This window comes from Porphyromonas sp. HMSC077F02, from assembly GCF_001815465.1.
Lineage (GTDB): Bacteria > Bacteroidota > Bacteroidia > Bacteroidales > Porphyromonadaceae > Porphyromonas_A > Porphyromonas_A somerae.
Genome location: NZ_KV820675.1, coordinates 98822 through 113850, shown reverse-complemented (window position 1 = coordinate 113850; position 15029 = coordinate 98822). Strand labels below are relative to the sequence as shown.

Annotated in this window: 8 protein-coding genes; 3 read left to right on the top strand and 5 right to left on the bottom strand. The window is 45.3% G+C overall.

Annotated features, from left to right (window positions below; all coding sequences use genetic code 11):
* Positions 1–59: 59 nt before the first annotated feature.
* A complete protein-coding gene (gene gyrA, locus HMPREF3027_RS06100) occupies positions 60–2642 on the bottom strand; it encodes a DNA gyrase subunit A (protein ID WP_070707648.1) in 2583 nt (860 codons plus the stop codon).
* Positions 2643–3274: 632 nt separating this feature from the next.
* On the opposite strand from gyrA, the gene HMPREF3027_RS06095 reads away from it, so the two are divergent.
* From HMPREF3027_RS06095 to HMPREF3027_RS06085, 3 genes are all read left to right on the top strand, one after another.
* Positions 3275–5005 (top strand): LysM peptidoglycan-binding domain-containing protein, encoded by a 1731-nt coding sequence (locus HMPREF3027_RS06095; protein ID WP_246830547.1) that lies wholly within the window; start codon positions 3275–3277, stop codon positions 5003–5005.
* Complete coding sequence (locus HMPREF3027_RS06090) at positions 5005–5712, top strand: porin family protein (protein WP_021903841.1); 708 nt, start codon at positions 5005–5007, stop codon at positions 5710–5712. The genes HMPREF3027_RS06095 and HMPREF3027_RS06090 overlap by 1 nt, the downstream gene beginning before the upstream one ends.
* Positions 5713–5903: 191 nt before the next feature.
* Positions 5904–6848, top strand: coding sequence for a helix-turn-helix domain-containing protein (locus HMPREF3027_RS06085; protein WP_070707647.1), 945 nt, complete (start codon positions 5904–5906; stop codon positions 6846–6848).
* A gap of 79 nt (positions 6849–6927) precedes the next feature.
* On the opposite strand, the gene ychF is transcribed toward HMPREF3027_RS06085, so the two are convergent.
* From ychF to alaS, 4 genes are all read right to left on the bottom strand, one after another.
* Complete coding sequence (ychF, locus tag HMPREF3027_RS06080) at positions 6928–8031, bottom strand: redox-regulated ATPase YchF (RefSeq protein ID WP_070707646.1); 1104 nt, start codon at positions 8029–8031, stop codon at positions 6928–6930.
* Positions 8032–8033: 2 nt separating this feature from the next.
* A complete protein-coding gene (lon, locus tag HMPREF3027_RS06075; protein ID WP_070707645.1) occupies positions 8034–10559 on the bottom strand; it encodes an endopeptidase La in 2526 nt (841 codons plus the stop codon).
* Positions 10560–10623: 64 nt separating this feature from the next.
* Complete coding sequence (locus tag HMPREF3027_RS06070) at positions 10624–11649, bottom strand: 3-dehydroquinate synthase (RefSeq protein ID WP_021903838.1); 1026 nt, start codon at positions 11647–11649, stop codon at positions 10624–10626.
* A gap of 4 nt (positions 11650–11653) precedes the next feature.
* On the bottom strand, positions 11654–14275 hold the full coding sequence (alaS, locus tag HMPREF3027_RS06065; RefSeq protein WP_070707644.1) for an alanine--tRNA ligase: 2622 nt from the start codon (positions 14273–14275) through the stop codon (positions 11654–11656).
* Between the last annotated feature and the right edge of the window lie 754 nt (positions 14276–15029).

Here is a 15029-nt window from a genome sequence, read left to right as displayed (position 1 = left end):
ATTTATTCTCTTTTACTTCTCAATAGTATGACCCTACACGGTCGGTAAGGTTTAATCAATTACTCCTGGTCAGAATCGTGATCTGCATGATCATCTGAGAACTCGCTATCATCTATATCCGCACCATCAGCTTCATAAACACCTTCGTCACGCTCCTCCACTTCAGGCTGTTGCTCCTCTTCTGAGAGCACTCTACAGGTACTAGCTATCTCATCGCCACGCTTTGAGAGGTTGATCAGCTTCACACCTTGAGTATTTCTACCAATCACGGAGATATCTTTCATACTCGTTCGGATGGCCACACCACTCTTATTAATAATCATAATATCGTGTGCATCCGTAACGCTATGGATTGAGACCAGTTCACCAGTCTTCTCAGTTATCTTAAGAGTAATAACTCCCTTACCTCCTCTATTTCTCAGAGGATAATCCTCAAGGCTAGAGCGCTTACCATATCCATTTTCAGAGATCACCAAGATTGTCTCCTCCTCTGGCTTCTTAATGCATACAGCTCCGACCAACTCATCACCGTCCTCTTCCAAACGCATTCCCCGTACCCCCATAGACGAACGTCCTAGAGGCCTAAGCACACTCTCAGAAAAGCGTACAGCTCTACCCTTTCGACTTCCCAATACAAAGTCGCACTTACCATTGGATAGCATCACACTCACTACCTTATCATCGTCACGTAGCTTTATCGCTATAATACCAGACTGGCGTGGCCTTGAGAAATCCTTAAGTCTTGACTTACGTACCAATCCACTCTTCGTGAAGAAGGTAAGATAATGGGTATTTACAAATTCCTCGTCAGTAGTTAAGTCTTTTACTCTTAGGACTGCATTAACTCTATTATCGGCATCCAAATTGAGAAGGTTTTGAATTGCTCTTCCCTTAGAGTTGCGAGCTCCTTCAGGAATCTCAAATACGCGAAGCCAATAGCACCGACCCTGCTCTGTAAAGAATAGCAAAGTAGCATGCATAGAGGCACTGTAGATATACTCCACGAAGTCCTCATCGCGAGTATCGCTACCCTTAGCCCCTACTCCACCCCTACTCTGAGCGTGGAAGTCGGCAAGTGGTGTACGCTTGATATATCCCATATGAGAGATGGTTATCACCATATCCTCATCGGCATAGAAATCTTCTGGATTCATATCGGCAGTAGCATAAACGATATCACTTCGTCTATCATCTCCATACTTTTCAATGATTTCGCGAAGCTCATCACTGATGACGCCATAAAGTAGATTTTCATCAGCAAGCAGGCTCTTGAAATAGGTCACTCGCTCCGACACTTCATCGAATTCAGCATGTAGCTTTTCTAGCTCCATACCTGTCAACTGACCGAGACGCATCTCTACAATAGAGCGTGCCTGAATTTGTGAAAGGTTAAAGCGAGCCATCAGCCGCTCAATAGCATCAGACTGCTTCTCAGAGCTTTTAATGATCGCTATTACCTCATCTATATTATCAGCAGCTATGATTCGTCCTTTGAGGATATGGAGCCGCTCCTCTGCCTTTCTCAGATCGTAGGTAGTACGCCTAGTTACCACCTCAAAGCGGTGCTTCACAAACTCCCCAATTAAGTCCTTAAGGTTCAACAATTGAGGACTGCCATTGACAAGTGCAATATTATTGACGCTGAACGAGCTCTGCAATGTAGTCATCTTGTAGAGCTTGTTGAGTACTACACCCGCATTGGCATCTCGCTTGATATCAATGACAATGCGCATACCTGTCTTACCACTCGACTCATCCTGCACATTGCTGATTCCATCAATCTTTTTAGTGGTGGCAAGGTCGGCGATACTCTTCACCAAGTCCTTCTTTATCACATTGTAGGGGATCTCTGTAATTACGATCTGCTCGTGCTGACCATCTACCTCTATCTCCGCTCTACCACGAATAACGATTCGACCCCGTCCGGTCTCAAAAGCCTCCTTCACTCCTTGGTATCCATAAATCGTACCACCGGTAGGAAAGTCTGGAGCCTTTACGTACTCCATAAGTTCTGCCACAGAGATATCGCCACGCTTATCAATATAGGCCAATGCCCCCTCAAGCACTTCTTTCAGGTTATGAGGAGCCATATTAGTGGCCATACCCACAGCGATACCCGATGCACCATTCACCAAAAGATTTGGAATACGGCTAGGGAGTACAGATGGCTCCACAGTAGAGTCATCGTAATTGGGCACCATATCTACCGTCTCCTTATTGATATCAGAGAGCATCTCCATAGCCAATGGAGCCAATCTACTCTCCGTATATCGCATCGCAGCAGGGCCATCACCGTCTACTGAGCCAAAGTTACCATGAGGGTCTACTAGCGTGTAGCGCATACTCCACTCCTGTGCCAATCGCACCAGAGCGAGATATATGGAGCTATCGCCGTGGGGGTGGTACTTACCCATCACATCACCCACAGTACGAGCACACTTCTTATAGGGCTTATCAGGGGTATTTCCCAACTCATTCATCCCATAGAGGATGCGCCTATGTACAGGCTTAAAGCCATCACGCACATCAGGCAATGCACGGCTCACTATCACAGACATTGCATAGTCGATATACGCCGACTTCATCTGCTCCTCTAGATTTACCTCAATTACCTTTCCCCCCTGTTTATTTTCCTCTTGCATCAGTATCTAAAAACTTTTTCGACTCTTATCAACCTATGTAACAAGTATAAATCGGTCAAAAACCAATTCATCATCGCCACAATTCTTTAGCCAAAGGTACAAAAAAATTACAACTAAGCCTACATTATAAGTCAAGAGATCTGGGATTGCACATTGAGGAAGCCAAACATCAGGGCTCGACTAGCTACGAATCCATTTTACCCTTACGAGGCACTCTGCAATCCATAATTTTCAAACCATGAAATTAGATGGAAATCCAGACAATGTTGGGTCACAGATACATTCATCACAACCAACTGGATTTCAACACTATACCAAAGTGCTTGCCGAGATGCAACTAAGCAATTGGCGAGATGCATCTCAGCAAATGCTTAGTTGCAACTCGCCAATTGCTTAGTTGCATCTCGACTTTTGCCCTACTAGCATAGAGGTTTATGGAGGGCTTGGGGCAGGCTCTCCTCTGACTTGGTTGCCACAACAAATCGGATCGCCTAGTAAGTCCTTACCCATAGACACTCAGTGCACGCTAAAACACCAGAAATACCAGAAAGGGAGGATAAACAGCTTGATACTTAGTGCTAAATTGCTATATTTGCATAATTAATTACTAGTGTATACGTAACGTAATAGATATGACAATGCAAATAAGAAAGGCTGTATATAGGTCCTTGGCTTTCTATATACTATTCATAGTCACCTTGAGTGCAAATGCACAGCAAGGACATAAAGAGCATATTGTAGCAAAAGGGGAGACATTATATAGGATTAGTCTGAATTATGGAGTAACCATTGAGGATATCTGCCGATTAAACCCTCATGCTGCTCAAAGCATTAGAGTGGGAGAAAAGCTAATCATCCCGATGGACCAAACAAGTGACAACACCCCAAATAAAAACACTCCAATTTACCACAAGGTGGAAATGGGGGAGACCCTATACTCTATTGCTCGAAAATATGGAGTATCGGTCAATTCAATTTTATCTGCCAACTCTTCCATAAATAATGCCGATAAACTTTCTCAAGGCATCATCATTGTCATACCTCAATCTACATCCGAGAGTGGTGTCTACCGTTCTGAAGGATCAAAGCCTTCGCCAGTGCCTACCAATGGAAGTATTACAGGCTTAATTGCATATAAAGTACCGGCTGGAGCCACAATATATAGTTTGCTCCAAGTGACTGGGTGGAGCGAAGAGCAGCTCTATCACTACAATCCTCAGATCAAGAATGGATTGAAAGCAGATGCTACAATACTGATTCCAGACAACACCCTTGCCAATAATGAGGCACTGGGAAGTCGCCCCGCATTTCCCGTAGCTAGTGGTTTTACTGTAGCACTTGCCCTACCCTTTAGCGAAGACAAAGGACGCCGATTTAGTATGTACTATGAGGGATTCTTAATGGCTCTACTTGAAGCGAAGAAGAGCGGAATGAGCATTCACCTCCATGCAGTTGATTGTAGCGACCAAAAGCTCGAAAGCTCAATAGCCGCCCTCAACGGGCTTCCGAAGATTGATATGATTTTAGGAGGCGTCTCAGACACCTCTATTGATAAGCTATCACAGATTGCAAAGGTGAAGGGAGCCTCTTACGTCATCCCATTTACATCAAGAGATTATCCTCAAGTTGCACGTAGGAACTCTAAGACTTATCAAGTCAACACCCCGCATAAAGCACTATACAAAACGGTAGCACAGAAGTTTATTCAAGAATTCCGCAACTTCCACATTCAATTTGTGAGGAGCAACTATGATCAAAGTAATAAGGACGACTTCATTTCGATATTACAGGGTGAATTAGACAAATACAAAGTGTCGTACAGTGAGATTGATCTAGCCCTATTCAGCAATCTAAATACAGTCAACAACCTTTCATCCCAAAGTTCCCAAGTTGTTGTGGTGCCAGATGTAGGGTCGTTGTCAGTCGCCAAGAGTATACTTGAGACGCTTAATGTTGCTAGAGACAGCCTATCAGTCACCAATATCATACCCTTCGGATATCCTGAATGGCAAACCTATTCGCACTCTCTTGGCAATGATCTGAAAGTGAATAAAGCTGTTTTCTATACTACCTTTTTTGTGGAACCCGAGAGTACTACTTACAAAAGCTTTGAAAGCCAATTTTCAAAATGGTTCAACCATGGTCTAGGCTCCACTTACCCACGCTACAGCTTGCTCGGCTATGATACAGCGAGCTTTTTCCTTGGACGCTTATCCTCAAAAAATAACAGGTCGGAGATGTCTTGGAATGGGGTGCAGAGCAAATTTGATTTCGTTAGCCGACCAGGGAATGGGGAATTCAAAAGTAACCTAGGAGTATTTTTCGTGCAATATCAAGAAAGAGGGGAGGCTAGGAGATTTTGATGAAGCGTTTGTTTTTCACTACACTTACAGCACTACTGCTAGTAGCCATTGATGGTGCTGCGCAAGGTGAGCCAGAACCTTTTCAGCGCAAGTTTATGATAGGACCTACCGCTGGTGTTAACCTGAGCAACCTCATCTTCACACCTAGGGTACAACAGGACCCCAAGATTGGCTTTGATGCAGGGCTGGTGATGCGATACGATATTGGCTACGTGTACAACCTCTCCAATGTCGTTGGAGGAATTTGGATCGAATTTGATTATTCTCAGAGAGGGTGGATGGAGAAGCCGAAAGACCTAGAGGAGCCATACAACCAGTTAGGGCTATTCTATGATCGCACGCTCACCTTCGTCAATATGCCTATAATGACCCAATTAACCTTTGGCAAGAAGGCTCTAAAGCTAACCATTGATATGGGGGCTCACTTTGGCTATCTCATTTCCGAAAGCTCTAAGAGCAATTTTGGCGACCAAAAGATACCTGGTGTCGTCACCCGCCAGCATGAGATGCCCGTTGAAAACAAGTTTGCATGGGGTATCGGTGGCGGTGTAGGCACAGAGTATCATTTTTCACATTTCGTTGCAGGTATAAGGGGCTCATACGTTTATGGACTTGGAGAGATCTATGGCAATTCACGGAGCGATTACTTTGGCAAATCCTCAGAGCAGATAATAGCGATAAAAACCTACCTACTCTATTCTTTTTAGAACATAAGGTCTTTGCCTACCACTAAATACTAGCAACCTTATTGTCGAAATATTAGAGGTACCGAATCTTTTAATTGATACCCTTGTATATTTCGATTAATATCAGTAATTTTGTAACTCATTTATCAAAATCACCTCCTTTCTGTTCCTTATGCATACGCGGAGACGGAGAGGAATTATTTATATTACATATGAAACCAGTTAATATAGAACGTCACTTAGGCTGCGACTGCTATGCTGGCAACAACAAAACCAGTGCTTATAAAGAGGTAGCAATGAAGCCTGAGCAAAAAGAAGAGGTAAAGAGTGGCGATAAGACACTCCTTATTTTTGTGGATAGCAGTGATACTCGCTATAGTATTACCAACGATCTCGACCCCACCTCCACTGATATCAACGAGACCCGCAATGCCCCTTTTGGGATGCTTGTTGAGAGTAACAACACACTCTCGATCACATTAGGATGTGAAGGCACCTTACAGATATTTATGTTTGATAGGCTCTCTCATCTCTGCAGTGGCTACACTTTCAACAACTTGAGAAAATACGCTCCTATTACCATGGTTCACCGCACCATCGAAATCTATGAGCCATTAAAGCTGAGCTTAATGACCATTCACCGGTTCTACCAAGATGGGCTTCAATGCGTAGAGATTATGGAGCAAAAACTAAAGGAGGTATTCTTTGTACTTGCAGGATACTACAAACCTGAAGTACTTGGAGAGCTCTTGGCACCACTACTTAGGAAAGAGGTAGACTTCAAAGAGTTCGTTATCATGAATCACTATAGAGCTAAGTCGGTCCAAGACCTAGCCGATATGCGTAGAATTGATATCCGCAAGTTCAATAAGCTATTTAAGGAGACCTTCAACGTGCCCCCATACACATGGATGCTAGACCGCAAGGCAGAGATGATTGAAGAACGCTTGGCGGATCCCACCGTACCTTTCAAAGACATTATGGAGGAGTTCAGATTCTCTAGTCCAAGCCACTTTACCGTATTCTGTCGTAGGCAGTTCAATAAAACCCCTTCACAGCATCGCAAGGAGCTAGTCAGAGAAGAGGCAGAGAAAAGAGCTGCTGAGAGAAGAGCCAATAATATGCATTACTACAGAACCAATTATTCTGATAAGTAATTCACATTCCATAATTAGTAAAAAGAGTGAGGTACACTGTACAGTGTACCTCACTCTTTTTTGTCCGAAATGCTTGTATTTAGACGTTAAACCTAAAGTGCATCACATCTCCATCCTGCACTACGTAGTCCTTACCTTCGACTGAGAGCTTACCAGCCTCCTTAACCGCTTGCTCACTCCCGTAGTGGATAAAGTCTTCATACTTAATCACCTCAGCGCGAATGAATCCCTTCTCAAAGTCAGTATGAATCACTCCCGCTGCTTGTGGAGCCTTCCATCCCTTAGTATAAGTCCATGCTCGCACCTCCTGTACTCCAGCAGTAAAGTAGGTCTCCAGATTAAGCAAAGCATAGGCACTTCTAATCAGCCTAGATACCCCACTCTCCTCTAGTCCTACTGCTTCAAGGAACTCCTGGCGCTCTTCATACGTTTCCAATTCAGCAATTTCGCTCTCCGTCTGAGCGGCAATTACCAATAGCTCAGCGTCCTCCTCCTTAATTGCCTCGCGTACAGCATCAACATACTTATTGCCGTCCACAGCAGAGGCTTCGTCCACATTACAGACATAGAGGATTGGCTTAGCCGTCAATAGGTAGAGCTCTTTCATCGCTTTCTGCTCTTCAGGCAAATCAAAGCTAAGCGATCGTGCAGACTTTCCTTGTAGTAACACCTCACGAACTTGCGAAAGCACATTAAAGAGTACCTTAGCTTTAGCATCGCCACCAGTTTTGGCCTGCTTCTCCACCCTCTGAATGCGGCTTTCCACCGTCTCCAGATCTTTTAGCTGAAGCTCTACATCGATCACCTCCTTATCACGTACTGGATCCACCTTGCCATCGACGTGAGTAATATTATCATCGTCAAAGCACCTCAATACATGGATAATGGCATCAGTCTCACGGATATTGGCCAAAAACTTATTACCTAGTCCTTCGCCCTTACTCGCTCCCTTTACTAGTCCTGCAATATCTACGATCTCCACAGTCGTTGGGACTATACGATTGGGGTGAACCAATTCAGCCAATTTATTTAGTCGATTATCTGGTACGGTAATCACACCCACATTGGGCTCAATCGTACAAAACGGGAAGTTGGCCGACTGAGCCTTTGCATTCGAAAGGCAATTAAATAGGGTTGATTTCCCTACATTTGGGAGCCCTACGATTCCACACTGTAATGCCATATTTACTTACTTTTACTCTGATTTAAACTCTCTCTATACGCTTGAAGATGTCCCATAAGATCAATAGGATTAGAGACCTTTTCGTCGCTTAGTGCCACTTGGATCACCTCCTTAATATCCTTAACATACACGAAGTTAAGTCCCTTGATATAGATATCTTTGATCTCCTCTATATCCTTCCTATTCTCTTCACACAAGATAATGGTCTTGATTCCATACCGCTTGGCGGCAAGGATTTTCTCCTTGATGCCTCCTACAGGGAGCACCTTACCCCGAAGAGTAATCTCTCCCGTCATCGCTATCTGAGGATTCACCTTACGCTGAGTGAATGTAGAGATAAGCGAAGTGACCAAAGTGATACCTGCACTAGGTCCATCCTTAGGGATAGCCCCTTCAGGAACGTGGATATGCACATTCCAGCACTCAAATAGATCCGCAGGAATATCGTACAGACTGCTATGGCTCTTAATATACTCCATAGCCAAAATGGCCGATTCCTTCATCACATCGCCAAGGTTACCAGTGATGGTAAGTTTACCCGCCGTCCTAGCTGGACTTATAGCACTCTCTACTAAGAGAGTTTCCCCTCCCACGCTAGTCCATGCGAGTCCCGTCACCACACCAGCATTGTCATTGCCCTCATACTGCTCCGACAAAAACCTGGGTGATCCTAGATACTCTTTGAGATCTTTTGGGGCAATAGTAATAGGACCACCCCCTTCAGCTACAGCATCATCATCAGCCACCTTTCTTGCCACCTTACGCAGCAATGAAGCAATCGTCTTTTCCAATTGGCGCACACCACTTTCACGCGTATACCCATCAATCAATGCTGCAATCGTCTTGCGAGAGATCTTCACCTGACTCTTCTTAAGTCCATGATTAGCGATCTCCTTAGGCACCAGATGCCTCATAGCAATCTCCACCTTTTCCTCTAGGATATAACCACTTACCTCGATCATCTCCATACGGTCACGAAGAGGTGCTGGGATATCCCCCACATTATTGGCAGTGGCTATAAATAGCGCCTTACTTAGGTCGTAGTCTATATCAAGATAATTATCGTGGAACGTATTATTTTGCTCAGGGTCAAGCACCTCCAAAAGGGCAGAAGAGGGGTCCCCCTTGTAGTCCATCGCTAGCTTATCCACCTCATCAAGCACAAAGACAGGATTTGACGAACCAGCCTTCAAAAACCCCTTAATGATACGCCCAGGCATTGCACCGATATAGGTACGCCTATGGCCTCGGATCTCCGCCTCATCGTGCAGACCGCCGAGCGAAATCCTCACATACTTCCTATTAAGGGCATCCGCAACACTCTTCCCTAAAGAAGTCTTTCCCACTCCAGGAGGGCCATAAAGACAGATAATTGGCGACCTCATATCCCCCTTGAGCTTTAGCACAGCTAAGTGCTCCAGAATACGCTCCTTTACCTTATCTAGGCCAAAATGATCTTTATTCAAAGTCGCCTCAGCGTTCTTAAGGTTGAAGTTATCCTCCGTACACTCACCCCAAGGCAAATCCAATATGGTCTCAAGGTACTGAATCTGGACACTGTAGTCAGGGCTCTGTGCCGACATTCTTTGGAGCTTCGACACCTCCTTCTCAAAAATATCACCGACCTCCTTAGACCACTTCTTAGCCTTAGCTTTTTTCAAAAGCTCCTCCACCTCAAGGTCCTCACCCCCTTGCAGCTCCTCCTTGATCACCTTGATCTGCTGCTGCAGATAGTAATCCTTTTGTTGCTTATCAATATCCACCTTGGTCCTCTGGTGAATCTCATGCTTCAGCTCCTCCTGAGCCAACGATTTATTGAGCATCCGCTGCACCTGAAAAGCTCTGGTCTTGATATTGTCCAGCATCAGCAACGTCACCTTATCCGTCATGGACTCAGGGAAGTAGACACAAGCAAAGTTGACGATACTCTCCTTATGAGTCAACTTCATCAAAGAGGCCACAAATGGTTTTGGAGCTTCACCCTGAAGGATTAGCTGCTTCACCATCGTCTCCTTAATCAGGTCGGTCAGAGCTTCAAACTCCATATCCTCCTCTGCTGGGTGTACATCCTCAAGGAGTCGATACTTACCCATCCAGTAAGGGTCGCTCTTAGTCAGCTCTGTAAGCTCCACCCTCTGTTTCCCTTGTAGGATCACCGTTACCAGATCGTCATTTACCTCCAGTACCCTGATCACCTCAGCTATAGTACCGTAAGGAAATAGATCCTTCATCTCAGGATCCTCAACCTCAGGGTCTTTCTGAGCCACCACAATGATATGGCGATCCCTCTTATTTTCTAAGCTATCTACTATCAGTCTACTCTTCTCTCGCGCCACCATCACAGGTATGGTCACTGCGGGGAAAAGTAGCATATCCCTCAATGGGAGCACCGGAAGCGATTTATTCAGCCTTTTGCTATTGAGACTATAATCTGGCATAGCGTCATCATCTGGTATGATCATCGGCAATACATTTGGTATCACTCCGTTGTCCTCGTCAAAGTCATTCATATAATAATCAATATTCATCCTTTATTCCTAAAAGTAAAAAACCTCCCAATCATTTACTTAGTAACAGCAAATTGTATGCCAATCAAAACATAAAGTCCCGATAAAAGTCCAAAGCCTCCTCCCATTGCTTACGAGTTACCTGCTCTGTCATTGGGCAACCCACCTCACTTAGCAATACCATAGTGAGCTCGGCACCCCCAGAATTTTTCTTATCCTTCAAAGCGAACTGCCACATTTCCTCATAATCATCACAAGAAAAAGCAACTCTAGGGAATCTATCTTTCGCCACCCGCACCAACTGAGAGAGCACCTGCTCCTTCAGTCCGTACCATTTATATGAAATATAAAGTGCCACAATTAGCCCCGCCATCACTGCAATACCATGTGGCAATACCTCACCACGAGATATCTTGAGTGCCTCAAGGCTATGAGCCGTAGAATGCCCAAGGTTGAGCACCACTCTTCCCCCTTCATCTCGCAGATCAGCAGCCACCACATCCAGTTTATATTGGATCACCTTCGCAATCAAGTCCGGTGCGATGACCTCAAGGTCCAAAGTCTCTTGATAGAGTTCATCACCATCTAAGAGACCATACTTTATCAGCTCCCCCTGACCACTTAGCAGTTCCTGTTTTGGTAGCGTCTCTAAAAAGGCGAGCGACACCCACACCTCATTAGGCTCATAAAATGATCCCACAAGGTTTTTAACCCCTCCGTAATCAATAGCTGTCTTGCCACCAATGCTGGCATCTATCATTCCTAGCAGTGTGGTAGGGATATGTATCAGCTGAATGCCCCTCATGTAGGTACTCGCCACAAATCCACCCACATCACTTACCGCACCACCCCCCAACGTGATCAAATAGTCGTAACGAGTATAGCCAAGGTCGGCTAGAGAGTTCCATAAAAACTGAACCACCTCCAGAGACTTTGCCTCCTCTCCAATAGGTACTAGAAGAACATCTACCTGCTCATCATCAATCAATGGATAGCACTGCTCAATAGTATTGTCGTCGGCCAGTAGAGCCACCTTGTGCCTACTTGCCAAGTCGTGCACCCTTTCAGCAATGCACCCAATATCAAGTACTAATGCTTCGGTCTTCCCCAATGAATTACAGATCTAAATTTTCAATGATTTTATCCAGAGCACCCTTCACGCCACTCTTATCCCTACCTCCAGCGGTAGCAAAGTTGGGCTGTCCACCGCCACCACCTTGAATCAGTTTTCCAGCCTCACGCACCAATTGACCAGCATTAAGACCCTTTTCTACCAATTCATCAGATAGCATCAAGGTCAGTGATGGCTTGTCATTATCCACCGAGCCCAAGGCAACAACAAACTTCTTGTCCTTCAGACGAGGCTTGAGTGCAAAGGCAACATCCTTCACTAAACCTGCTGGAGCATCGAGCTGAGCGGTGATCACCTCCACACCCGACAAAGACTTTGCCGAAGTAAAGAGCTTATCCACTAATTGATGTTTCTGCTGCTCATGAGCTTGCTTCAGCTCCTTGCGTAGCTTTTCATCTTCCTCAATCAGCTTTTTCACCGCCTTTACCAGATTGGGGGCATTCTGAAGCATCTCCTGCACCTTCAAGATTTTATCTTGCTGCTCAAAGTAATACTCATCTGCCCCTACACCCGTCACCGCTTCAATACGACGGATGCCAGCAGCAATAGAGCTTTCCGAGACAATTCTAAAGGAACCAATCACTCCCGTGCTAGGCACATGGGTACCGCCACAGAACTCTATGGAGTCGCCATATTTTATCACACGAACCTCCTCGCCATACTTTTCACCAAAAAAAGCCATCGCACCCATTTTCTTTGCCTCTTCAATAGGCATAGAGCGGTGCTCTTCCCTCGTGCTATTCTGCCGAATCGCCTCATTTACCTTCACCTCCACTAGGCGAAGCTCCTCTAGGCTCATCTTTGAGAAGTGTGAGAAGTCAAATCGAAGTAGCCGATCACTCACATACGATCCCTTCTGCTCCACATGCACACCCAGCACCTCCCTTAGGGCATGGTGCAATAAGTGGGTAGCACTGTGATTCGCTTCAGTCTGTCGTCTCAGTTTCTGATCCACCTTCGCCTCAAAAGTTTGGCTAGGGTTACTAGGAATCTTCTCCAGCACCGAGATAGGGAGGTTATTTTCCTTGATAGTATCCACCACCTTTATCTCCTCTCCATCTTCAGTACCGACCAATACCCCTCTATCGCCAATCTGTCCACCTCCCTCGGCATAGAATGGATTGCGACTAATCACTGCCTGAATCGTCTTTACCTTATTTTGCTCAATCTCACGATACCTCAGTAGCTCAGTCTCCACATCAAGGAAATCATAGCCCACAAACTCCTGTTCGCCGGCGTGCACCTCTACCCAGTCACCCGCAGTAATGTGCGCGGCATTCCTAGCGCGCTCCTTCTGTTTTTTCATCTCCACCTCAAAGCCCTCAAGGTCTGCACTCAACCCTCTTTCCCGCAGGATTAGGTCGGTGAGGTCGGTAGGGAATCCATAGGTATCATATAGCTCGAAGACTACCTTGCCATCTAGCATTCGGCTATCACCCATCTCACGGATATGCTGATCCAATAGAGACATACCCGTCTCTAGGGTACGGAGGAAAGAGGCCTCCTCCTGCTTGATCACCTTCGTAATGATCTCCTCCTGCTGCTTTAGCTCAGTATAATGGTCGCCCATCGATTCGATAAGGGTCGGTATCAGGCGGTACATAAAGGGCTCGTGCTGGTTGAGGAATGTATAGGCATACCTCACCGCTCTACGAAGGATACGCCTAATCACATAGCCTGCCTTGGCATTACTTGGCAATTGCCCATCAGTAATACTAAAAGCAATCGTGCGGACGTGGTCGGCAATCACCCTCATAGCGATATCCCTCTTCTCATCCTCACCATATTTACTCTGCGACAGCTCTGCAATCTTATCAATCAGTGGGGTAAAGACGTCGGTATCATAATTACTCATCTTGCCCTGCAAAGCCATACAGAGGCGCTCCAAGCCCATACCAGTATCAATCACCTTATTAGGCAGACCTACCAGCGAGCCATCGGCCTTGCGATTGTACTGCATAAAGACAAGGTTCCAAATCTCCACCACCTGTGGGTGGTCACGATTCACCAAGCTCTTACCATCTACCTTGGCACGCTCCTCATTGCTACGCAAGTCGATATGAATTTCGGAACAAGGACCACATGGCCCTGTCTCACCCATCTCCCAAAAATTATCGTGCTTATTCCCATCAATGATGCGCTCCTCTGAGATATGCTCAGCCCAGAAGTCGTGCGCCTCATTATCACGCTCTAGCCCCTCATTCTCGGCGCCCTCAAAGATCGTCACATACAGGCGGTCTTTATCGATACCATATACCTCCGTAAGTAGCTCCCACGCCCAAGCAATCGCCTCTTTCTTAAAGTAATCACCAAAGCTCCAATTACCTAGCATCTCAAACATCGTGTGGTGGTAGGTATCATGCCCCACCTCCTCCAAGTCGTTGTGCTTGCCACTCACCCTTAGGCACTTCTGGCTATCGGTCATTCGGCTATATTTGATCGGCACATTCCCCAGTATGATATCCTTAAATTGATTCATACCAGCATTAGTAAACATAAGTGTGGGATCATCCTTGATCACCATAGGTGCCGAAGGCACCACCTTATGACCCTTACTCTCAAAGAACGCCAAATACTTCCCCCTTATTTCATTAACTGTCATCATATTAATTCAAATATAAGATCAAACGACCAAACCTTCAACTCGCAAAGATACCAAATAGTTAGCAGTTACTCTCCACAAAAATTGCACTTCGCTTTAGAACTTAGATAGAACTTAGGGGTTGTCCTCTGTCCTCTCCTGAAACAGTAGACACGCCAACCTTATATTCCGTAGCTATGCGGAATGGATTCCGCATAGCTACGGAATACGTTCCGCACGGCTACGGAATGCATTCCGCAGGCAAGCGGAATATGTGGACGCTATATTATCGCATTCCTGAATAGGTAGACACTCAGTCAATTCTATTCCTGAATGGGTGTACACATTGTGGCAGAAACCCTATCCTCCCAAAGTAGCACTCTTTTTCATCATATTCAAACAAGTGATATCCAACTACATATCAGAGCAAAAAATGAGATGCAACAAACCGATTGCTTAGTTGCAACTCGTTGATTGCTTAGTTGCAACTCGTCGATTGCTTAGTTGCAACTCGCTTTTTGCTTTGCTGGTATCAAACAAAATTGTTTGCTCCCAACTAAATTCAGCCCATAGATGATGAGCGTAGGTGCCGATGTATTTGAGGCTATAAGTAAGGTTACGAATCAGTAATGCCTTAGGCTGTTCGATAAGTACCCTATATATATGTGTATATTAGAACTAGGTTGGCAGGGATTACACATTAGAAATGACGACAATAGGTATTAGATTTGATTGAACATATTGTCTATAAAGGCATAAGAGCACCCGCCAGGGTGCC

Excerpts from the sequence above, each read along its gene's own strand:
- gyrA (WP_070707648.1), bottom strand. The coding sequence starts at position 2,642 with ATGCAAGAGGAAAATAAACAGGGGGGAAAGGTAATTGAGGTAAATCTA.
- HMPREF3027_RS06095 (WP_246830547.1), top strand. The coding sequence starts at position 3,275 with ATGACAATGCAAATAAGAAAGGCTGTATATAGGTCCTTGGCTTTCTAT.
- HMPREF3027_RS06090 (WP_021903841.1), top strand. The coding sequence starts at position 5,005 with ATGAAGCGTTTGTTTTTCACTACACTTACAGCACTACTGCTAGTAGCC.
- HMPREF3027_RS06085 (WP_070707647.1), top strand. The coding sequence starts at position 5,904 with ATGAAACCAGTTAATATAGAACGTCACTTAGGCTGCGACTGCTATGCT.
- ychF (WP_070707646.1), bottom strand. The coding sequence starts at position 8,031 with ATGGCATTACAGTGTGGAATCGTAGGGCTCCCAAATGTAGGGAAATCA.
- lon (WP_070707645.1), bottom strand. The coding sequence starts at position 10,559 with ATGAATATTGATTATTATATGAATGACTTTGACGAGGACAACGGAGTG.
- alaS (WP_070707644.1), bottom strand. The coding sequence starts at position 14,275 with ATGATGACAGTTAATGAAATAAGGGGGAAGTATTTGGCGTTCTTTGAG.